Genomic DNA, 21,907 nt, shown 5'->3' on the forward strand with positions numbered 1-21,907 from the left:
CGCGCTGCAGGCGCTGCCCGAGGGCGTGCGGCGCGTGGCCGCCGCGCTGGCCGCCGCCGGCCATCCGCACGCGCCGCGCCTGCTCGATGGCGCTGCGCGCACCGCGCAGCAGGCGGCCGACGCTTTGGGCGTGGCCGTCGGCCAGATCGCCAAGAGCATCATCTTCCGGCGCGAGCGTGACGGTGCGGCGGTGCTGGTCATCGCTTCGGGCGACCGGCGCGTGGACGAGGCCAAGGTGGTGGCACGGGTCGGTGCCATCGGCCGCGCCGACGCGGCCTTCGTCAAGCAGGCGACGGGTTTTTCCATCGGCGGCGTGGCGCCCCTGGCGCACCCCCATGCGCCGGTGACGCTGATCGACGCCGACTTGTTTCGCTTCGACGTGGTCTGGGCGGCGGCGGGACACCCGCATGGTGTGTTCGCGCTGCAGCCGCAAGACCTGGTGCACCTGACCGGCGCGCCGGTCGTGGACGTGGTGCAGGAACCGCATGACTGATACTACTGAATTGATAGCTGCTCGCGCTTGCTCGGTAAGCGCTGAAGGCCATTTCTACCCTGAAAACCCGGGGCCGGTCGCCTCGCCCTGCGTTTCGGTGTGCCGCATGACCGCCGACCGCAGCCACTGCCAAGGGTGCTTTCGCACCATCGACGAAATCCGCGCCTGGGCCGGCGCCGATGCCCAACAGCGCCGCGCCATCTGGGCCGCGCTGCTGCAGCGCGCCGGCGTGGCCTGTCCCGAGGAGCTTGCCCGGCCATGAAGCACATCACCTTCTACCTGGACTTCGTCTCGCCCTACGCCTGGCTGGCCTTCGAACGCCTGCCGCAGGAGCTGGAAGGGCTGAGCTTTCACGTCAGCTACCGCCCGGTGCTGCTGGGCGCGCTGCTGCAGCAGCACGCCAACCCCGGCCCGGCGGGCATCGCCCCGAAGCGCGACTGGACCTACCGCCATGTGTCCTGGCTGGGCCATGCCCTGGGCTGCGGGCTGGACATGCCGGCGCGCCACCCCTTCAACCCGCTGCCGCTGCTGCGTCTGGCGCTGGCCTGCAGCGACGACGGCAGCATCAACCGCTTCGTTGCCGGCAGCGTGCTGCGTCACGTCTGGCTGGGCGGGCAGGATGCGCTCGACCCCGCGCGGCTGCAGGCGCTGGAGGAGGTGCTGGCCGAACAGCGCCGCCCCGACCCCGATGGCCAGCAGGCCAAGGCCCTGCTGCGCGCCAATACCGAGGCCGCCGCCGCGCGCGGCGTGTTCGGCGTGCCGGCGTTCGAGACGGACGGGCGCCTGTTCTGGGGCCTGGACGGCCTGCCCATGCTGCGCGCCAGCCTGCAGGGCGACGCCTGGTTCGACGGGCCGGCCTGGCAATCCGCACCGGCCGTGCCATCCGGCCTGCCGCCAGCGCGCTGACGGCGCTGCGCACCATCGCCGGCTGGCCCTTTTGGGCCTTGCTGTCCATTCAGGGTTTGTCCTATGCGGGGCAAACCCTTGTTTTTTATGGCGGGTTAACCCTGGTTTTCTGACGCCGGCGGGACTCGCCCGCTGGCCCGGGCGGGGCATTTCCCGCATGAAGAAAAGCAACCCAAGGGTTGCCACGGATGTTGTCAGGACGGCGTAAGCGAGGCGCCCGGAAGCCCTGCCCGCATGTCAGTTTTCGGTCAGATCGCCCATCGATATTGCGCCACCGAGCACTACAGCGCACGTTTCCGCCCTGGATGTGGCGCGTGTCTGCAGGCATCAATTTTTGGACATTCATCCTTACAACGCAGGAGACAACGCATGGCTACCCACACCGCAACGCTGGCCGCCAAGCCCGCGCACCGGCCGATGTCGGCGGAAGAGAAGAAGGTGATCTTCGCCTCGTCCCTCGGCACCGTCTTCGAGTGGTACGACTTCTACCTCTACGGCTCGCTGGCGGCCATCATCGCCAAGCAGTTCTTCAGCGGGCTGGATGCGGGCGCGGCCTTCATCTTCGCGCTGCTGGCCTTTGCGGCCGGCTTCCTGGTGCGGCCGTTCGGTGCCCTGGTGTTCGGCCGCCTGGGCGACATGATCGGGCGCAAGTACACCTTCCTGGTGACCATCCTGATCATGGGCGTCTCGACCTTCGTCGTCGGCGTGCTGCCCTCCTATGCCTCCATCGGCATGGCCGCACCGGTGATCCTGATCGTGCTGCGCATGCTGCAGGGCCTGGCCCTGGGCGGTGAGTACGGCGGCGCCGCCACCTACGTGGCCGAGCACGCGCCCAACGGCCGCCGCGGCGCCTACACCTCCTGGATCCAGACGACGGCCACGCTGGGCCTGTTCCTGTCGCTGCTGGTCATCCTGGGCACCCGCACCATCATGGGTGAAGCGGTGTTCAACGACTGGGGCTGGCGCATCCCGTTCCTGGTCTCCATCCTGCTGTTGGGCGTGTCGGTGTGGATCCGCCTGTCCCTGTCCGAGTCGCCTGCCTTCCAGAAGATGAAGGCCGAGGGTAAGACCTCCAAGGCACCTCTGTCCGAGTCCTTCGGCCAGTGGAAGAACCTGAAGATCGTGATCCTGGCGCTGGTGGGCCTGACCGCCGGCCAGGCCGTTGTCTGGTACACGGGCCAGTTCTACGCGCTGTTCTTCCTGACGCAGCAGCTGAAGGTGGACGCCGTCACGGCCAACCTGATGATCGCCGCGGCCCTGCTGATCGGCACGCCCTTCTTCGTGATCTTCGGCTCGCTGTCGGACAAGATCGGCCGCAAGCCCATCATCATGCTGGGTTGCGTGCTGGCCGTGCTGACCTACTTCCCGGTGTTCAAGGCGCTGACCGAAGCCGCCAACCCCGACCTGGCCCGCGCCCAGGCCACGGCCGGCGTGGTCGTCACGGCCGACCCGACCACCTGCTCCTTCCAGGGCAACCCCGTGGCCCGCGAGATCGACTTCAAGAGCTCGTGCGACATCGCCAAGCGCTACCTGGTGCAGAACTCGGTGAGCTACGACAACGTGGCCGGCCCCGCAGGCTCGCCCGCGGTGGTCAAGATCGGCGACAAGACCGTCACCGCCCCCGTGGGTACGGTGGTCAACCACAAGTTCGACGCTGACAGCACCGCCGCCATCGCCGCCTTCAAGAAGGAAATGGCCGAGGACCTGAAACTGGCCGGCTACCCGACGAAGGCCGACCCGGCCAAGATCAACAAGCTGATGGTGCTGGTCATCCTGAGCTACCTGGTGATCCTGGTGACCATGGTCTACGGCCCCATCGCCGCCATGCTGGTGGAGCTGTTCCCCACCCGCATCCGCTACACCTCCATGAGCCTGCCCTACCACATCGGCAACGGCTGGTTCGGCGGCCTGCTGCCCACCACCTCGTTCGCCCTGGTGGCCTCGGCCGGCAACATGTACAGCGGCCTGTGGTATCCCATCGTCATCGCCGGCATGACGGCCGTGATCGGCACGCTGTTCCTGCCCGAAACCAAGGACGTGGACATCTACGCGGACGACTGAGATCGTTTCCAATACTCCGGGGCGCGTCGCCGCGCCCCGGCCGCAACGGGCCCCGCAAGGGCCCGTTTTCTTGTCACAGCCGGCTGAAAGACGGTGGCTGTGGCGGTAAAACATCACGCCCGTGATCAGCTGGACATTCCAGTGTGATAGCCCGGGGTCTAGCACCTAGAATTTGTGCCGTAGTCGCACATGGCGCAAACCGGCCCGATGCAGGCGGCAAAGCAGTGCCTACCACCCGATGGACACAAGCAATCAAGGAAAGCAAATGCAAAAAGCAAATCGTCTGCTGCTGGCAGCCGTCGCCCTGCTGGGCACCTCCGCCGTCTTCGCCCAAAGCAGCGTGACGCTGTATGGCCGCGTGAACACCTCCGTCGAGCGCCAGAAGGTTGGTGACGACAGCCGCACCGTGATGCAGAACAACTCCTCGCGCTTCGGCTTCAAGGGCACGGAAGACCTGGGCGGCGGCCTGAAGGCCGGCTTCCAGCTGGAAAGCGGCTTCAACTCCGACGACGGCACGGGCTCCGGCTGGACCCACCCCACGACCGGCATGTCCTTTGCCCGTCAGAGCGAAGTGAACCTGTCGGGTGGTTTCGGCATGATCCGCCTGGGCAACTTCACGCCCGAGTCGTACTACGCCACCGCCGACTACGTGAGCATGCACAACCATGACACGGGCACGTCCTCCGACGCCTTCTACTACGACCCCGTGTGGTTCGGCGGCCTGAGCACCAAGAACAAGATCGGCTACCGCACCCCCAGCCTGGGCGGCTTCACGCTGGACGCATCCGTGAACCTGCATGAGCAGACCTCCGGTGGCAAGAACGGCTACGACCTGGCCGCCAACTACAACATCGGTGCCCTGAACCTGGGCGCCGGCTACAGCCAGGTCGACGACAACAAGCAGCTGGGCCTGCGCGCCCTGTACACCATGGGTCAGTTCGTGGTTGGCGGCTACTACCAGCGCAATGACCAAGACGTGCTGGGCACCCGCAACAACTATCGCGTGGCTCTGGCCTACATGATGGGCGCCTCCGAGTTCCACGTGAACGTGGGCCGTGCTGCCAAGTGGGAAAACCTGGCTGACAGCTCCGCCACGCAGTGGACCCTGGCCTACAACTACAACCTGAGCAAGCGCACCAAGGCCTACGCCTTCTACACGAAGGTGGACAACAAGTCCGGCGCTGATTACATGACCGGCGCTGCTGGCGCTGACTTCAGCTCCTTCGCCGTGGGCGTTCGCCACAACTTCTGATGCCGCGGCAGCGCAAGCTGCCCGCAACGCTGGTCTGAGCCGCTCGCGGCCGGATCGGCTGGCAACGAGGCCTCACACGCATGTGTGAGGCCTTTTTTCATGCCGTCGCACCATCTGGCAAGCGTGGGCGGCCAGGATCGTAAATACCAGCCTTTTTGGCCCCCAGCCCTTGTCCAGTAAGCGGCAGCAGCTATTGTTTCAGTAGCCTTTCAGTGGCTCCACCTCTGGGCGTTGGCAGGTACCTGACCGGAACGCAGGCAGGGGTCGACCGGCGCCAGCGCCCGCACGTCCGGCGCGACGGGGCCAGCGCGGGGCGCACGCCCGTCTCAGGCCGCCAGCACGGCGGAGGTGGGCAGCAGGACCCGCAGGCGGCGGCGGGGCAAGAGGGTTCGGGCTTGCATGAAGCGGCTGCTGCCTGCGGGCAGGCGGGACGGCCAGCCGCCGGGCGGCGCCCGTCAGCGCTGGAAGCGCCCGTCCATGCCGATGATGGACAGGTCGGCGAAATCCAGCCCGGTGTGGTCCGCGCTGCTGTAGCTCAGCTCCAGCCCGCCCAGGTCGTAGCGGCTCAGGCTCTCCAGGGCGGCGTGCAGGCGGGAGCGGTCCGGCTTGGGGCCGGCACGGCGCAGGCCTTCGACAAGAACCTTGGCGTTCACGAAGCCCTCGACCATCGCCGGCGTCAGGTCCTTACCCTGGGCGCGTGCCAGGCCAATGGCCTCCTTGATGACGGCGTAGCTCAGCGAGCGCTCGGACGGGAAGACCTGCGACACCACCACGCCGCGCGCCTGGTCGCCCAGGGCCTGGACGAAGCCGCCCGAGGCGTTGTTGGACAGCGTCACGATCTGGCCGCCCACGCCCGCGGCGCGCAGGGCCTTGATGCCATCCACCACCGCCGCGCCGGTGCCGATGAAGATCACGGCCTGCGGCTCCTGGGCACGCACGCGCGGCGCGATGGCGGAAAAGTCCGGCTTGGCGCGGTCGAACTTCTCCACGAACAGCGCCTGCAGCCGGTTGGCGGCAAAGCCCTTTTGCGCGCCGGCCAGGGCGTCTTCGCCGAAGCCGTCGTCCACGTGCACCACGCCGATGCGCTGCACACCCAGCAGCGACAGGTGGGCGATGGCTTTTTGCACCTCGCGCTGGTAGGGCGCGCGGATGTTGAAGATGTTCCTGCGTACCGGCTCGTGCAGTGCCATGGCGCCGGTAGAGGGGCCCACCAGCGGCACGCCGTGCTGGTCCAGCAGCGGAAGGATGCCCAGCGTGTGCGGCGTGCCGCGCGTCATGAACAGCGCCAGCACGCCCTTGTCCTCGATGAGCGTGCGGGTGTTTTCCAGCGTCAGCTTGGGGTCGAACTTGTCGTCCAGCGTGACCACTTCGATGGTCTGGCCGTTCACACCGCCGCGGGCGTTCACCTGGTCCAGGTAGAGCTGGGCGCCCAGCATCGATTCCTTGACCGTGGCCGCCGCCGACCCCGTGACGCCCACCGACTGTCCCACGAGCAGCTGGGCCTGCGCCAGCGGCGCCGCCAAGGCAGACAGGCCCAGCGCCAGGGCGGCGCCGACCAGCTGCCGGCGCAAGAGGTGATTCCAAGACTTCGTCTTCATGGGAGGGTCTCCGTTGCCGCAGGAAAGGGATTGCGCAGAGTGTAAGAGAGTGTGTGCGATACCGCTTGCGCTCGCGGCACATGAGTCCGGCAGGGACTATGGTGTTTCCATAGAATTTTCGCCCCTCGCCCCCATAACTGCACTCATGACCCACGGACTGATCCGCATCCACGGTGCACGCCAGCACAACCTCAAGAACATCGACCTGGACATCCGCACCGGCGAACTCACGGTAGTCACCGGGGTGAGCGGCTCAGGCAAGTCCAGCCTGGTGTTCGACACCCTCTACGCCGAAGGCCAGCGCCGCTACGTGGAAACCTTCAGCGCCTACGCGCGCCAGTTCCTGGACCGCATGGACAAGCCGGCCGTGGACAAGGTGGAGGGCGTGCCGCCGGCCATTGCCATCGACCAGACCAACCCGGTGCGCAGCTCGCGCTCCACCGTGGGCACGATGACCGAGCTGAACGACCACCTGAAGCTGTTGTTCGCCCGCGCCGCCCAGCTGTTCGACCGGGCCACCGCCCTGCCGGTGCGCCACGATTCGCCCGACAGCATCTACGCCGAGCTGCTGGAGCGCGCCCGCCAGGCCGGCGACCCGCGCTTGGCCGTCACCTTTTCCGTCGAACTGCCGGCCGGCACCACGGCCGACGAGGTGCAGCAATGGCTGTCCGCCAGCGGCTACACCCGGGTGCAGGCCGAGCGCGAGCTGGCCACGCCCAGCGGCCCCAAGAAGGTGCTGGACGTGGTGGCAGACCGCTTCCGCGTGCTGGGCGCCGAGCGCGCCCGGGTGTTGGAGGCCATTGAGGCCGCGCTGCACCGTGGCGGCGGGCGCCTGGCGGTGTACGTGCTGGACGAAGGCAAGGAGGGCGGCGAGCCTCCGGTCTGGAAGTTCTCCACCGGCCTGCACTGCCCCGAGAGCGACCTGCGCTACGCCGAGCCCATTCCCTCGATGTTCAGCTTCAACTCGCCCGCCGGCGCGTGCGAGACCTGCCGGGGCTTCGGCCGCGTGATCGGCGTGGACTGGGGCCTGGTCGTGCCCGACCAGCGCCTGACCCTGCGCGCCGGTGCCATCAAGACCATCCAGACGCCGGCCTGGAAGGAAGCGCAGGACGACCTGATGCGCCACGCCGAGGTGGCCGGCATCCCGCGCGACACGCCCTGGTACAAGCTGACCGACGAGCAGCGGCACTGGGTCATCGAGGGCACGCCCGGCTTCAAGAATGGCAACTGGAACAAGCAGTGGTACGGCATCCGCCGGTTCTTCGAATACCTGGAGAGCAAGGCCTACAAGATGCACATCCGCGTGCTCTTGTCCAAGTACCGCAGCTACACCACCTGCCCGGACTGCGCCGGCGCCCGCCTCAAGGGCGACAGCCTGCTGTGGCGCGTGGGCGGCAAGCAGGACGCCGACGCCGTGCTGCCGCCGGACCGGCGCTTCCTGCCGCGCGGCACGGCGTGGACGCGTGGGCAGCTCGAAGCCCTGCCCGGGCTGTGCCTGCACGACCTGATGCTGCTGCCCATCGAGCGGCTGCGGCGCTTCTTCGCCCTGCTGGGCGCGCAGGCGCAGCAGGCGCCGGCGGCCGACGAGGCCGGCGACCAGCAGGCGCTGCGGCTCATCCTGGAGGAGATCCAGGCCCGCCTGCGCTACCTGACCGACTCCGGCCTGGGCTACCTGACGCTGGACCGCCAAAGCCGCACCCTGTCCGGCGGCGAGGTGCAGCGCATCAACCTGACCACGGCCCTGGGCACCTCGCTGGTCAATACCCTGTTCGTGCTGGACGAGCCCAGCATCGGCCTGCACCCGCGCGACATGCACCGCATCACCGAGGCCATGCTGCGCCTGCGCGATGCCGGCAACACCCTGGTGGTGGTCGAACACGACCCGGCCGTCATGCTGGCCGCCGACCGGGTGCTGGACTTCGGCCCCGGCCCGGGCGAGCAGGGCGGGCGCATCGTCTTCGACGGCCCGGTGGCCGCGCTGCGCCGTGCCGACACGCTGACCGGCCAGTACCTGGGCGGGCGCCGCCAGGTGGGCGCCGGCGTGCGCCGCCAAGTGGCCGAATCCACCCCGCGCCTGGTGCTGGAGGGCGCGCGCGAGCACAACCTGCAGGACGTGACAGTGGACTTCCCGCTGCAGCGCCTGGTCACCGTGACCGGCGTGTCGGGCTCGGGCAAGTCCACGCTGATCCAGGACGTGCTGGCGCCGGCGCTGATGCGCCACTTCGGCAAGGCCACCGAATCGCCCGGCGTGCACGACCGCCTGCTGGGCGCGGACCACCTGGCCGACGTGGTGTTCGTCGACCAGTCGCCCATCGGCAAGACGGCGCGCTCCAACCCGGTCAGCTACGTGGGCGCGTGGGACACCATCCGCGAGCTGTTCGCCGTCTCGCCGCTGGCGCGCGAGCGCGGCTACACGGCGGCCAAGTTCAGCTTCAACTCCGGCGACGGGCGCTGCCCGACCTGCGGCGGCTCGGGCTTCGAGCACGTGGAGATGCAGTTCCTGTCCGACGTCTACCTGCGCTGCCCCGACTGCGACGGCAAGCGCTACCGGCCCGAGGTGCTGGAAGTGCGCATCGAGCGCGGCGGCCGGCTTCTGAGCGTGGCCGACGTGCTGGAGCTGACCGTGGCCGAGGCGGCCCAGTGCTTCGCCAGCGACCGCGACGTGATCCGCGCCCTGCAGCCCATCGTCGATGTGGGATTGGAATACGTGCGCCTGGGCCAGCCCGTGCCCACGCTGTCCGGCGGCGAGGCGCAGCGCCTGAAGCTCGCCGGCTTTTTGGCCGAGGCGGCGCGCAGCGCGTCCAAGTCGCGCCAGGCGCTGTCGAAGAAGGGCACGCTGTTTTTGTTCGACGAGCCCACCACCGGCCTGCACTTCGACGACATCGCCAAGCTGATGCGCGCGCTGAGGAAGCTGCTGGACGCCGGCCACTCGCTGGTGCTGATCGAGCACAACCTGGACGTCATCCGGGCCAGCGACTGGATCATCGACCTGGGGCCGGACGGCGGCGACGCCGGCGGCCGGCTGGTGGCCGAGGGCACGCCCGAGGACGTGCGCCAGCACCCCACGTCGCACACCGGCGCCGCGCTGCGCGAGTACGAGCAGGCCCTGGGCGAAGGCGGGCACAGCGCGCAGGAAGCCGCAGCGGCGCTACAAAGAAGTGAGCTGCTGGCGCTTACCAGCAAAGCGCCAGGGGCCGAAAATGCCATTGAAATCGTCAATGCCAAGGAGCACAACCTCAAGCACCTGAACGTGTCCATCCCGCGCGGCAAGTTCAACGTGGTGACCGGCGTGTCGGGCTCGGGCAAGTCCACGCTGGCCTTCGACATCCTGTTCAACGAGGGCCAGCGCCGCTACCTGGAGAGCCTGAACGCATACGCCCGCTCCATCGTGCAGCCGGCCGGTCGGCCGGAGGTGGACGCCGTCTACGGCATCCCGCCCACGGTGGCCATCGAGCAGCGGCTGTCGCGCGGCGGCCGCAAGAGCACGGTGGGCACGACCACCGAGGTCTGGCACTACCTGCGCCTGCTGTACGTGAAGCTGGGCGTGCAGCACTGCGTGCACGACGGCGCGCCGGTGCAGCCGCAGACCATGGAGAGCATCGCCGCGCAGCTGCTCACGCAGTTCCGCGGCCAGTGCATCGGGCTGATGGCGCCGCTGGTGCTGAACCGCAAGGGCGTCTACACCGAACTGGCCGACTGGGCGCGCCCGCGCGGCTACACGCACCTGCGCGTGGACGGCGAGTTCCTGCCCACCACGGGCTTCCCGCGCCTGGACCGCTTCAAGGAGCACACGGTTGAGCTGCCCGTGGCCAGCGTGCGCATCGATGCCGCCCACGAGGACGAGCTGCGCACCCACCTGGCCAAGGCCCTGGAGCTGGGCAAGGGCGTGGTGCACGTGCTCAGCGGCATCGAAGGCCTGGAGGCGGCGCTGCACGACGGGCTGCCCACGGCCGGCATCGGCCGCGTGGCGGCCTTTTCCACCAAGCGCGCCTGCCCGGTCTGCGCCACCAGCTACGCCGAGCTGGACCCGCGCCTGTTCTCCTACAACAGCAAGCACGGCTGGTGCCCCGATTGCGTGGGCACGGGCGTGCAGCTGACGCGCGAGCAGCGCTCGGTGCTGGACGACTCCGCCCCCTTCGACAAGACCCAGGGGCGCGAACAGACCTTCGCCGAGCCCGAGGTGGACGACCTGGAGGACCGCGCCTGCCCCACCTGCGAGGGCACGCGGCTGAACGCCGTGGCGCGCGCGGTGCTGTTCGCAGGCACGCCGATCACCGGCGTGGCGCGGCTGTCGGTGCACCAGGTGCGGGCGTGGATCGACACGCTGCAGCTGTCCGGCCGCGAGCAGGAAATCGCCCGCGACCTGATCCCCGAGATCAAGAGCCGGCTGGACTTTCTGCAGGAGGTCGGCCTGTCCTACCTGACGCTGGACCGGGGCGCGCCCACGCTCTCGGGCGGCGAGGCGCAGCGCATCCGCCTGGCCGCGCAGCTGGGCAGCAACCTGCAGGGCGTGTGCTACGTGCTGGACGAGCCCACCATCGGCCTGCACGCGCGCGACAACGGCATCCTGCTGAATGCCCTCACGCTGCTGGGCGACAAGGGCAACACCCTGGTGGTGGTGGAGCACGACGAGGACACCATCCGCCGGGCCGACCACATCATCGACATCGGCCCCAGCGCCGGCAAGCGCGGCGGGCGCCTGGTGGCGCAGGGCAGCGTGGCCGACATCGAGGCTGCGCCCGATTCGCAGACCGGCCGCTATCTGCTGCACGCCATGCGCCACCCGCAGCAGGCCCGGCGCCCGGTACTGCCTGGCGCGGCTGCTGCAAAAAGCATAGCTGCCAGCGCTGATGAACCGGGCGCTTCAGCTTCGAAGCCCACCAAAAGCCGCAAGAAACAAGCGCCAGCAGCTACTGAAACTATAGCGACCGAGGCCGCGCCTGCCTGGCTCACGGTGTATGGCGCCCGCCTGCACAACCTGCAGCAGGTCGACGCCCGCGTGCCGCTCAAGCGGCTGGTGGCCGTCACGGGCGTGTCGGGCTCGGGCAAGTCCACGCTGGCGCGCGACGTGCTGCTGGCCAACGTGCAGGCCTGGGTGCAGCAGCGCGCCACCAAGGCCGGGCGCGACGCGATGGACGCCGGCAAGTCCCCGCCGCTGGTCGGCTGCACCGGCCTGTCCGGCTTCGAGAGCATCGACCGCGTGCTGGAGGTGGACCAGACGCCCATCGGCAAGACGCCGCGCAGCTGCCCGGCCACCTACATCGGCTTCTGGGACACCATCCGCAAGCTGTTCGCCGAGACGCTGGAGGCGAAGGCGCGCGGCTATGCGGCCGGGCGTTTTTCGTTCAACACCGGCGCCGGCCGCTGCCCGGCCTGCGAAGGCCAGGGCATGCGCACCATCGAGATGAGCTTTCTGCCCGACGTGAAGGTGCCCTGCGAGGTCTGCCACGGCGCGCGCTTCAACCCCGAGACGCTGGCCGTCACCTGGCGCGGCAAGAACATCGGCGACGTGCTGCAGATGGAGGTCGACGAGGCGGTGGAGTTCTTCGCCAGCATGCCGGCCATCGCGCATCCGCTGCAGCTCTTGAAGGATGTGGGCCTGGGCTACCTGACGCTGGGCCAGCCCAGCCCCACGCTGTCGGGCGGCGAGGCGCAGCGCATCAAGCTGGTGACGGAACTGACCAAGGTGCGCGACGAGGTCGGCCGCCGCGGCCAGAAGGCGCCGCACACGCTGTACGTGCTGGACGAGCCCACCGTGGGCCTGCACATGGCCGACGTGCACCGGCTGATCCGGGTGCTGCACCGGCTGGTGGACGGCGGGCACAGCGTGCTGGTCATCGAGCACGACCTGGACGTGATCGCCGAGGCCGACTGGGTCATCGACCTGGGGCCCGAGGGTGGCTCGGGCGGCGGGCGCATCGTGGCCGCCGCCACGCCCGAAGAGGTGGTGCGCCTGGGCACGCACACCGGCGTGGCCCTGGCGCCGGTGCTGGCGCGGGCCTGAAAAGCGGGGTGATCGGCGGCCCGGCGGGGCGCCGATCTCCTACACGGTCATCAGCGCCGCGCGCACAAGGGCGGGAAAAACACGTTTCTAGGATCACGCCAGCTTCTCCGATCCACCCCTTCCTTACGACTGCCCGCAGCAACATGAAGAACAACATCACCTCCAAGACCTGGGCCTGCCTGGCCGTCACCGCGGCCGCTCTGACGCTCACCGCCTGCGGCGGTGGCAACGACGACGATCCCGAACCCAGCGAGCGCACTGGCGTGCTGACGGTCACCAGCGCCACGGCGCCCGGCTTCGACGGCGTCTATGGCGATGGCAACGTCAACCTGACGGACGTGGACAAGAAGAACCCCGTGGGCTCCTACCCCGAGGTCTGCACCTTCAAGTTCGACGGCATCAACCGCGTGGCCGGCAGCGGCCAGGCCTCGGGCGACGTGCGCTACCGCCCCGACTCGGCCGTGGTCTACGAGGCCTTCATCAGCTTCATGGGCAGCGAATTCGGCGCCAGCGACTGGGGCGACGTCCAGGTCGTGCGTTCCACCGACCGCATCCGGCTGGTCAACAAGGTGCTCGAGAACGACCAGGGCGTGCGCATCACCGTTTCCGGCGTCATCCCCATGCGCGGCAACCGTCCCGGCGGCTGCTGATTCCCAACCCCTCGCCCCTTCACAGGGGTTTGCCCCGGCTGCCGTCAGGTGGCCGGGGTTTTTTATCGCCGGTCGGATGGGACAATCGCCGCCATGACCACCCCTTCTGCCGACACCCTGACCCTCGTCCGCCCCGACGACTGGCACCTGCACGTGCGCGACGGCGCGCCCCTGGCCACCGTGGTGCCGCACACGGCCGCCCAGTTCGCCCGCGCCATCATCATGCCCAACCTGCGCCCGCCGGTGACCACCGCCGCCCAGGCGCTGGCGTACAAGGCGCGCATCCTGGCCGCCGTGCCCGAGGGCCTGCAGTTTGAGCCCCTGATGACGCTGTACCTGACCGACAACCTGGCGCCCGAGGAAATCGCCCGCGCCCGGGCCGCCGGCGTCGTCGCCGCCAAGCTCTACCCGGCCGGCGCCACCACCAACAGCGACGCCGGCGTGACCGACCTGCGCAAGATCTACCCCACGCTGGAGGCCATGCAGAAGGCCGGCATGCTGCTGCTGGTGCACGGCGAGGTGACCAGCCCGGACATCGACCTGTTTGACCGCGAGGCCGTCTTCATCGAGCAGCAGCTCATCCCGCTGCGCCGCGACTTCCCCGAACTGAAGATCGTCTTCGAGCACATCACGACGAAGGAGGCGGCGCAGTACGTGACGCAGAGCGACGCGCACACGGCCGCCACCATCACCGCCCACCACCTGCTGTACAACCGCAACGCCCTGTTCACCGGCGGCATCCGCCCGCACTACTACTGCCTGCCGGTGCTCAAGCGCGAGACGCACCGCCTGGCGCTGGTACAGGCGGCCACGGGCGGCAGCGGCAAATTCTTCCTGGGCACCGACAGCGCCCCGCACCCGGCGCAGCTCAAGGAGCACGCCAGCGGCTGCGCCGGCTGCTACACCGCCCACGCCGCCATCGAGCTGTATGCCGAGGCCTTCGACAACGCCGGCGCACTGGACCAGCTCGAAGCTTTCGCCAGCTTCAACGGCCCGGCCTTCTACGGCTTGCCGCGCAACCAGGGCACCATCACCCTGCGCCGCCAGGCCTGGACGGTGCCCGACAGCTACCCCTTCGGCGACGCCGAGTTGAAACCCCTGCGCGCCGGCGAGTCGCTGGCCTGGCGGGTGGACGCCGGCCGCTGACAACGCCCCTGCACCCCAGACGAAAGGCCGCCCATGCCGGATTCCGAACGCGGATTGCGCATCGCCCTGCTGATCGACGCCGACAACGCACCGGCCGAGAAGATCGACGAGATCCTGACCGAGCTGTCCACGCTGGGCGAGATCAACATCCGCCGTGCCTACGGCAACTGGACCAAGCACGGCCTGCAGGGCTGGCAGAGCCGGCTGCTGGAATTCGGCATCCGGCCCATCCAGCAGTTCGACTATTCCAGGCGCAAGAACGCCACCGACATGGCCATGACGGTGGACGCCATGGAGCTGCTCTACACCGACCGGCCCGACGCCTTCGGCATCGTCTCCTCGGACGCCGACTTCACGCCCCTGGTCATGCACCTGCGCGCCAAGGGCTCGGCTGTCTACGGCTTCGGCGCCGAGCAGACGCCCAAGCCCTTCGTCAACGCCTGCTCGCGCTTTCTGTACCTGGAGTCGCTCACCGGCGAGCCGGAAGGTGAGGCCGATGCCGCGCGCTCCGCCGGCCAGCCCGCCGACGCGCTGCCCGCCGAGCCCGCCGAACCCGTGCCTCCGCCGCAGGAGCTCCCCGCCCCCGGCGTGCCGGCCCGCCCGGCCACGCTGCGCGTGCCCACCACCGCGCTGCGCCAAGACACCCGCCTGCTGAACCTGCTGCGCCACGCCGTGCAGGCCTGCCAGGACGAGGACGGCTGGGCCCGCGTGGGCGCCCTGGGCACGCAGATCGGCAACAAGACCTCGTTCGATGCGCGCAACTACGGCTACGCCACGCTGTCCAAGCTGCTGGCCGCCACCCAGGCCTTCGAGCTGCGCGACGAGGGCACGCCGCGCGTGGCCGTGCGCGACAAGCGTAGCGCCCGCACGCCGCAGCCGCCGCTGCATGGCGCCGCCGGGTAACTTGGCCCCTATCGACTGGCAGCGCCCCTGGCTGGCCGACCTGGCCGCGCTGGGCCGCCGCGCGGCGGCGCTGGTGGAGCAGGGCGCCTGCGTCGCCGAGGCGCTCAACGCCCTGGTGGCCGCCGGCCATGCGCCCGACCCCGGCGTGCGCTTCGTGCCCCAGCAGGCCCTGCCGCCCGGCCTGGCCTACGAGCAGTTCGTCTTCGAGCGCCGCCGCGTGCCCACGCGCGACAACCTGCACGACTTCTTCAACGGCCTGGCCTGGCTGCGCTGGCCGCAGGCCAAGCGCCGGCTGAACGCCTGGCAGCACGGCGCCATCGTCCGGGCCGGCGTGGGCGCGGTGCGGGGGCCACTGCGCGACGCCATCACGCTGCTGGACGAAAACGGCGCCCTGCTGTGCGCACCCGCGCCGCTGCACCAGGCGCTGGCCGCGCGCCAGTGGCGGCATGCCTTTGTCGATCTGCGCCCGCTGTGGCGCCAGGCCCGGCTGCTGCCCTTCGGCCACGCGCTGCTGGAGAAACTGGGCGAACCGCGAAAAGGCATCACAGCCCATGTCCTGCAAGCGCCGCAAGCTATCGAAACAGTAGCGGAGGCGGATGCCTGGCTGGCCCACGGCCTGGGTGCCGAGGCCCTGGCCGCCAAGCCGTTCAATCCGGTGCCGGTTCTGGGTGTACCCGGCTGGTGGGCGGGGAACGAAAGCCCGTGCTTTTATGATGACCCGCTCGTTTTCCGGCCGCCGCGCGGGGCTTGAACCGCCGGCCGGGCGCCCCATCTCTGCCGGGCGCGCCAGCGCCGATTTCCTTCTTTCGTGGAGCTCTCCTCTCAAATGAAACGCATAGCGCTTTTCCTGCTGACCAACGTCGCCGTGGTGGTGGTGCTGGGCATCGTCGCCAGCCTGCTGGGGGTGAACCGCTACCTCACCGCCAACGGCCTGAACCTGGGCGCGCTGCTGGGCTTCGCCTTCATCATGGGCTTTGGCGGCGCCATCATCTCGCTGCTGATGAGCAAACCCATTGCCAAGATGAGCATGGGCGTGCAAATCATCAACAACCCGCGCAACCAGGACGAGGCCTGGATCGTGGAGACCGTGCGGCGCTTTTCCGAGCAGGCCGGCATCCAGATGCCCGAGGTCGGCATCTACCAGGGCGAAGCCAACGCCTTCGCCACCGGCGCCTTCAAGAACTCGGCCCTGGTGGCCGTCTCCACCGGCCTGCTGCAGGGCATGACGCGCGAGGAGGTCGAAGCCGTCATCGGCCACGAGGTGGCCCACGTTGCCAACGGCGACATGGTCACCATGGCGCTGATCCAGGGCGTGATGAACACCTTCGTGGTGTTCCTGTCGCGCGTCATCGGCTATGCGGTGGACAGCTTCCTGCGCAGGAACGACGAGAACAACTCCGGCCCCGGCATCGGCTACATGGTCACGACCATCGTGCTGGACATCCTGCTGGGCTTTCTGGCCGCCATCATCGTGGCCTGGTTCTCGCGCCAGCGTGAATTCCGCGCCGACGCCGGCGCCGCCCGTCTGATGGGCCGCAAGCAGCCCATGATCAACGCCCTGTACCGCCTGGGCGGCATGGTGCCCGGCGAGATGCCCAAGAGCCTGCAGGCCATGGGCATCACCGGCGGGCTGGGCAAGCTGTTTTCCTCGCACCCGCCCATCGAGGAGCGCGTGGCCGCGCTGCAGAACGCGCAGCAGCTCTGACCCGCGCTTGCACAGTAGTCAAACCGCCGCAGGGTTCGCGCCCTGGGGCGGTTTTTTTCTGGCCTGAATGTCAGGGTGCTATTGGAAAAATAGCTGCTGGCGCTTAACTGGCGCGCGCTAGAGCTCGTTTTGGCTTGAAGTTTCCTGCCCGCCTCCCCGGCGGCGCCACAGCAGCTCGGTGGCCAGCAGCGCCACGGCGGCGGCCACCAGCGGCGCCAGGTAGTACAGGGCACGAAACGCCAGCACCACGGCCAGCGCCTCGCTGACCGGCATATAGGCCGACAGCACGGCCGTGCCCACGGCCTCCAGCACACCCAGCCCGGCGGGGATGCGCGAGATCAGACCCGCCACCGCGCCCAGCAGCACGGTGGCCAGCGCCGCCGGATAGGGTGCATGACCACGCGCCAGCGCCCACACGGCCGCACCCATCAGGCCCCAGCTGGTGCACGACAGCGCCAGCTGCGACAGCGCCACCGGCCAGCGAGGCAGGGGCAGACTGTGCCCGCGCAGCGTGAGTGCCTGGCCGCCGCGCCAGGCGCACAGCAGCACGTAGCCGGCGCTCAGCGCCGCCAGGGCCAGGCCCAGCCAGCGCAGCTGCCCGCCGTCCAGCGACCAGCTGGGCGGCAGCGGCGGCGCCCAGCGCCAGAACACCAGGCAGGCCAGCGCGAAGTAACCCACCCAGTTGGTAACAATGGAGACCACCACCACCTGGGCGATCTGGCCCACGTTCAGCCCCAGGCGCGAGTACAGCCGCCAGCGCACCGAGACCCCGCCCACCAGCGAGCCCAGGTTCAGCGTGAACGGGTAGGCGATCAGCGTGACCGCCATGGTGCGCGCGACCGACAGCCGGTGGCGCACCAGGTAGCGGCCAAACAGGTCGAAGCAGCCGTAGGCCAGATGCCCGGCCCAGCCCAGCAGCGCTGCCAGCGCCAGCGTGGCCGGCGGCAGGCCGCGCAGGGCGCGCCACACGGCCGGCCAGTCCACCTGCATGGCGCCGCGCACCAGCAGCCAGACGATGAAGAGCGCCACGGCCGCCATGGCCGCGCCGCCGGCCCAGCGCCAACCCGGGCGCGCCAGCAGCGCGCGCCAACGGCCAGCGCCAGGAGCAGGCGCCGCAGCGGCAGTGCGGGAGGGTGAGGCGGTCACGCTGGCGGCTCCTGGTGGGGTCATTGCGCGCCGGGGCGCACCAGCGAGATGGTGGGCTGGTGGCGTGGCAACCAGCCGGCCCAGGTGGGGAACCAGCGCATCAGGTGGTACACGCAGTAGCCGCGCAGCAGGCGCAGGCCCTCGAAGGCGCCTTGCGGCTCGGGCCGCACCTGCTTGCAGCTGTCCTGCATCAGCCGCTGCAGCCGGTCGTACAGCAGGGCGTTGAAGGCCTCGTCGCGGATGACCACGTTGGCCTCCAGGTTCAGCGACAGGCTCAAGGGGTCGAGGTTGCTGGAGCCCACGGTGGACCACTGCCGGTCCACCAGCGCCACCTTGCCGTGCAGCGGGCGCTCGCAGTATTCATAGATGCGCACGCCAGCACGCAGCAGGTGGTCGTACAGCAGGCTGGCGGCCGTCTTCACGATGGGCATGTCCGGCTCGCCCTGCAGGATCAGGCTGACCTGCACGCCCCGGCGCGCGGCGCGGCGCAGCGCCCGCACCAGGCGCCAGCCGGGAAAGAAATAGGCGTTGGCGATCACCACACGCTCGCGCGCGGCGCGCAGGGCGATGCGGTAGTGGCGCTCGATGTCGGTGGTGTGCAGGTCGTTGTCGCGGGTGACGAAAAGCGCGTCGGCGCCGCCCGCGTGCGGCAGCTCGGGCAGCGGCGTGCGCCGCTGGCGTTTTTGCTCATGGCGCGGCAGCACGGCGCGCCGGGCAAAGCGGTGCATGTGCGCCACGATGGGCCCGCGCACGGCCACCGACCAGTCCTGCTTGGCCTGCGGGCCGAAGTCGGCCACGTGGTCGGCCGAGTAGTTGATGCCGCCGATGAAGGCCAGCTCGCCGTCGACCACCACGATCTTGCGGTGCATGCGCCGCAGCAGGTTCAGCCGCTGGCCGAACAGGCGCCGTCCGCCCGGGTCGAACACGCGGAAATGCACGCCGGCCTGCACCAGGCTGGCGATGAACTCGGGCGGCAGGTCGGGCGAGCCGAAGCCGTCCACCAGCACATGGACCTGAACGCCGCGCTGTGCGGCCTCCAGCAGGGCGGAATGCAGGGCCTGGCCGATCTTGTCGTCGAACAGGATGAAGGTCTCCAGCAGCACCTCGCTGCGCGCGTTGCGGATGGAGTCGAACACGCGCGGAAAGAACTCCTCACCGTTTTCCAGCAGCTCAAAGTGGTTGCCCGGCACCCAGCGTGAGGAGCGGCGCGGCCGCTGGGCCCGTGCCGTCGGCGAGGCGGTCACAGCGCGATCTCCGCGGCCAGCGGCGCATGGTCGGACAGTCGGTTCCACGGCTGGCGCGGCAGGGCCAGCGGCGTGTGTACGGCCGCGCCGCGCACGTAGATGCGGTCCAGCGGCAGCAGCGGCATGGGCGCCGGGAAGGTGCGCACGGCGCGGCCCAGCGAGTGCACGAAAACCTCGCGCAGCCCGGCCTCGCGCGACAGCAGGTTGTGCGCCCGGCCGCGCCAGTCGTTGAAGTCGCCGGCCACTACCACCGGATCGCCCTCGGGCAGCGAACGCACCAGCGCCGCCAGCCGGTGCAGCTGGCGGTGGCGGTGCGCTTCCTGCAGCCCCAGGTGCACGCAGATGGCATGCACCGGCATGGCCAGGGTGGGCGGCTGCAGCACACAGTGCAGCATGCCGCGGCGCTCCGGGCCCGACACCGAGATGTCGTGGTTCTCAAAATGCATGATGGGGAACTTGGACAGCAGGGCGTTGCCGTGGTGACCCTTGTCGTAGACCGCGTTGCGACCGTAGGCGTACTGGCTCCAGATCGAGTCGGCCAAAAATTCGTAGTGCGGCTGGGCAGGGAAGTTGGCCACCCGGCTGGCGTGGCGCTCGTGCGTGCCCAGCACCTCCTGCAGGAAGACGATGTCGGCCGAGACCTCGCGCACGGCCTCGCGCAGCTCGTGCAGCATGAAGCGGCGGTTGAAGGAGGTGAAGCCTTTGTGCACGTTCACGGTGAGCACCGTGAAGGCCATGCGGTCGGGGGAGGGGTTGGGAGTGGGATGTCTCATGGCAATGCAGCGCGCCGGCCGTTGCTCGGGGCGTGGCGTCGATTTTTGCCAGCGGCCCGTCGATGGCCTGTAGGACGGTGGGCCAAGGCCCTGCATGTGCCCGGCGCGAAAGCTCGTCCCTGCAGAGAGCATGAAAAAGGGCCTCCGCTGGAGGCCCTTGGGGTGGTTGGCTGGCTGCGACCCGCTCAGCCGGGCAGGAAGCCTTCCACCGACAGATAGCGCTCGCCGGTGTCGTAGTTGAAGCCCAGCACGCGGCTGCCGGCCGGCAGCTCGGGCAGCTTCTGGGCGATGGCGGCCAGCGCGGCGCCCGAGGAGATGCCCACCAGCAGGCCTTCCTCGCGCGCGGCGCGGCGGGCGTATTCGCGCGCCGGCTCGGCGTCCACCTGGATCACGCCGTCCAGCAGATCCACGTGCAGGTTCTTGGGGATGAAGCCGGCGCCCAGGCCCTGGATGGGGTGCGGGCCGGGCTGGCCGCCGGAGATCACGGGCGAGCCCGTGGGCTCGACGGCGAAGACCTTCAGGCTGGGAAACTTGGCCTTGAGCACCTGGGCCACGCCGGTGATGTGCCCGCCCGTGCCCACGCCGGTGATGACCGCGTCCAGCCCGTCGGGGAAGTCGGCCAGGATCTCCTGCGCCGTGGTGCGCGCGTGTACCTCGACGTTGGCCGGGTTCTCGAACTGCTGCGGCATCCAGGCGCCGGGCGTGCTGTCCACGATCTCCTGGGCGCGGGCGATGGCGCCCTTCATGCCCTTTTCCTTCGGCGTCAGGTCGAACGTGGCGCCGTAGGCCAGCATCAGGCGGCGGCGCTCGATGGACATGCTGTCGGGCATCACCAGCACCAGCTTGTAGCCCTTGACGGCGGCCACCAGCGCCAGGCCGATGCCGGTGTTGCCGCTGGTGGGCTCGACGATGGTGCCGCCGGGCTTGAGCGCGCCGCTGGCCTCGGCCGCCTCGACCATGGCCAGGGCGATACGGTCCTTGATGGAGCCGCCAGGGTTGGCGCGCTCGGACTTGACCCAGACGTTGGCGCCCGGCCCGAACAGCCGGTTGATGCGCACGTGGGGGGTGTTGCCGATAGTCTGCAGGATGTTGTCGACTCGCATGGTGTCTCCAGGAGGGTTCGGTTGGAAAAGCCGGCAAAGCGGGTTGAGGCCGCCCATTGTGGAGAAATCGTTCTGCGGTGTCGCGATATGGATATTCCGCCCGCGGCCCGCCGTGCCCGCGCCGCAGCAGGGTGGCGGCGTTGACCTGCGTCAAGCGGTGGATGCGAAGCGGCGCACGGCGCGGGCGGGCGGGGCGGACAATGCACGCATCCACCGCCCCTTGCCGCTTTGTGCCATGACCCTGCTGCACACCACCATGCTCATGCTGACCGCCAGCTGCGCGCTGCTGCTGGTCGGCTTTTCCGCGCGCGAGTCGCGCTGGGGCCCGCTGCTGATGATGGCGGGCATCGTCGGCGCGCTGCTGCTCATCGCCTACAACATCTTCCAGCTGCTGCCGGAGCACTGAAGTCCGCCTGCGAAAGCCCCGCGGCCGCCGCCGCGGCGCGCCAGGCCCGATAATCGCGCCCGTGAAGCACGCCAGACCGCCGCTGGTGCAAGCTGGGAAACCAGGCACTGGAGGAACGTCCGGACTGCACAGGGCAGCGTAGCAGCTAACGGCTGTCCACCGTGAGGTGAGGATCAGAGCAACAGAGACGAGTTCGAGCGTAGAAGCGCCCACCCGGGGTGTTCTGCGGTTCGCCAGCGCAAGCTGGCGCGGCTGGCGCAAGCCAGACGGTGACGGGCGATCAGCCCGGCACGACGCAGCCACTTCGGGCGCTTCGCGCCCGAAGTGAAACGGGCAATCTCTACGCGCAGCAATACCAAGTAGGCCAGCGTTGACGTGGCTCCGCGGAGCTGGCGGGTAGGTAGCATCGAGCCGAGGTGGCGACACCCGGCCCAGAGTAATGGCGGTCACGCCGCGGGCAACCGCGGTGCACAGAATCCGGCTTATCGGCGTGCTTCACACTTTTTTTCCGCATTCA

17 protein-coding genes and 1 other RNA gene are annotated in these 21,907 nt (G+C 69.4%); 13 read left to right on the top strand and 5 right to left on the bottom strand.

Annotation, left to right across the window (positions count from 1 at the left end; translation table 11 throughout):
- The first annotated feature begins 4 nt into the window (after positions 1–4).
- The 5 genes from RT282_RS12755 to RT282_RS12775 all read left to right on the top strand — a co-directional run bounded on the left by RT282_RS12755 (position 5) and on the right by RT282_RS12775 (position 4,712).
- Complete coding sequence (locus RT282_RS12755; protein WP_313315011.1) at positions 5–493, top strand: YbaK/EbsC family protein; 489 nt, start codon at positions 5–7, stop codon at positions 491–493.
- On the top strand, positions 486–755 hold the full coding sequence (locus RT282_RS12760) for a DUF1289 domain-containing protein (RefSeq protein ID WP_313314683.1): 270 nt from the start codon (positions 486–488) through the stop codon (positions 753–755). Before RT282_RS12755 ends, RT282_RS12760 begins: the two co-directional genes overlap by 8 nt.
- Entirely contained in the window at positions 752–1,399 is a 648-nt protein-coding gene (locus RT282_RS12765) for a DsbA family protein (protein WP_313314685.1), read from the top strand. Before RT282_RS12760 ends, RT282_RS12765 begins: the two co-directional genes overlap by 4 nt.
- A 369-nt stretch (positions 1,400–1,768) precedes the next feature.
- The gene (locus RT282_RS12770) at positions 1,769–3,460 is read left to right on the top strand and encodes an MFS transporter (RefSeq protein WP_313314687.1); all 1,692 of its coding nucleotides are present in this window, start codon (positions 1,769–1,771) and stop codon (positions 3,458–3,460) included.
- Between the two features lie 265 nt (positions 3,461–3,725).
- A complete protein-coding gene (locus RT282_RS12775; RefSeq protein WP_313314689.1) occupies positions 3,726–4,712 on the top strand; it encodes a porin in 987 nt (328 codons plus the stop codon).
- Positions 4,713–5,167: 455 nt separating this feature from the next.
- On the opposite strand, the gene RT282_RS12780 is transcribed toward RT282_RS12775, so the two are convergent.
- Complete coding sequence (locus RT282_RS12780; protein ID WP_313314690.1) at positions 5,168–6,310, bottom strand: ABC transporter substrate-binding protein; 1,143 nt, start codon at positions 6,308–6,310, stop codon at positions 5,168–5,170.
- A 145-nt stretch (positions 6,311–6,455) separates the two neighbouring features.
- Here RT282_RS12780 and uvrA point away from each other — a divergent pair, with 145 nt between their 5' ends.
- The 6 genes from uvrA (at position 6,456) to htpX (ending at position 16,718) form a co-directional block, all read left to right on the top strand.
- On the top strand, positions 6,456–12,314 hold the full coding sequence (gene uvrA, locus RT282_RS12785) for an excinuclease ABC subunit UvrA (RefSeq protein ID WP_313314692.1): 5,859 nt from the start codon (positions 6,456–6,458) through the stop codon (positions 12,312–12,314).
- A gap of 143 nt (positions 12,315–12,457) precedes the next feature.
- Positions 12,458–12,964: a hypothetical protein gene (locus RT282_RS12790; RefSeq protein ID WP_313314694.1), complete on the top strand. Its 507-nt coding sequence runs from the start codon at positions 12,458–12,460 to the stop codon at positions 12,962–12,964.
- Positions 12,965–13,057: 93 nt separating this feature from the next.
- A complete protein-coding gene (gene pyrC, locus RT282_RS12795) occupies positions 13,058–14,110 on the top strand; it encodes a dihydroorotase (RefSeq protein WP_313314697.1) in 1,053 nt (350 codons plus the stop codon).
- Positions 14,111–14,143: 33 nt separating this feature from the next.
- The gene (locus tag RT282_RS12800; protein ID WP_313314699.1) at positions 14,144–15,013 is read left to right on the top strand and encodes an NYN domain-containing protein; all 870 of its coding nucleotides are present in this window, start codon (positions 14,144–14,146) and stop codon (positions 15,011–15,013) included.
- Positions 14,997–15,764, top strand: a complete 768-nt coding sequence (locus RT282_RS12805) for a DUF3025 domain-containing protein (RefSeq protein ID WP_313314700.1) — start codon at positions 14,997–14,999, stop codon at positions 15,762–15,764. Before RT282_RS12800 ends, RT282_RS12805 begins: the two co-directional genes overlap by 17 nt.
- A 75-nt stretch (positions 15,765–15,839) precedes the next feature.
- A complete protein-coding gene (htpX, locus tag RT282_RS12810; protein ID WP_313314703.1) occupies positions 15,840–16,718 on the top strand; it encodes a protease HtpX in 879 nt (292 codons plus the stop codon).
- A 117-nt stretch (positions 16,719–16,835) separates the two neighbouring features.
- Here htpX and RT282_RS12815 read toward each other — a convergent pair whose 3' ends face one another.
- From RT282_RS12815 to cysK, 4 genes are all read right to left on the bottom strand, one after another.
- On the bottom strand, positions 16,836–17,864 hold the full coding sequence (locus tag RT282_RS12815; RefSeq protein WP_313314705.1) for a YbhN family protein: 1,029 nt from the start codon (positions 17,862–17,864) through the stop codon (positions 16,836–16,838).
- A gap of 20 nt (positions 17,865–17,884) precedes the next feature.
- A complete protein-coding gene (gene clsB, locus RT282_RS12820) occupies positions 17,885–19,108 on the bottom strand; it encodes a cardiolipin synthase ClsB (protein ID WP_313314707.1) in 1,224 nt (407 codons plus the stop codon).
- The gene (locus RT282_RS12825) at positions 19,105–19,881 is read right to left on the bottom strand and encodes an endonuclease/exonuclease/phosphatase family protein (RefSeq protein WP_312303116.1); all 777 of its coding nucleotides are present in this window, start codon (positions 19,879–19,881) and stop codon (positions 19,105–19,107) included. Before RT282_RS12825 ends, clsB begins: the two co-directional genes overlap by 4 nt.
- A 185-nt stretch (positions 19,882–20,066) precedes the next feature.
- Positions 20,067–20,984, bottom strand: a complete 918-nt coding sequence (cysK, locus tag RT282_RS12830) for a cysteine synthase A (RefSeq protein WP_313080801.1) — start codon at positions 20,982–20,984, stop codon at positions 20,067–20,069.
- A 235-nt stretch (positions 20,985–21,219) separates the two neighbouring features.
- Here cysK and RT282_RS12835 point away from each other — a divergent pair, with 235 nt between their 5' ends.
- Positions 21,220–21,390, top strand: a complete 171-nt coding sequence (locus RT282_RS12835) for a hypothetical protein (protein WP_312303120.1) — start codon at positions 21,220–21,222, stop codon at positions 21,388–21,390.
- A 63-nt stretch (positions 21,391–21,453) separates the two neighbouring features.
- An RNA gene (rnpB, locus tag RT282_RS12840) (RNase P RNA component class A) lies at positions 21,454–21,891 on the top strand.
- The last annotated feature ends 16 nt before the right edge of the window (positions 21,892–21,907 follow it).

The sequence above is a fragment of the Pulveribacter sp. genome, from assembly GCF_032079985.1.
Lineage (GTDB): Bacteria > Pseudomonadota > Gammaproteobacteria > Burkholderiales > Burkholderiaceae_C > Melaminivora.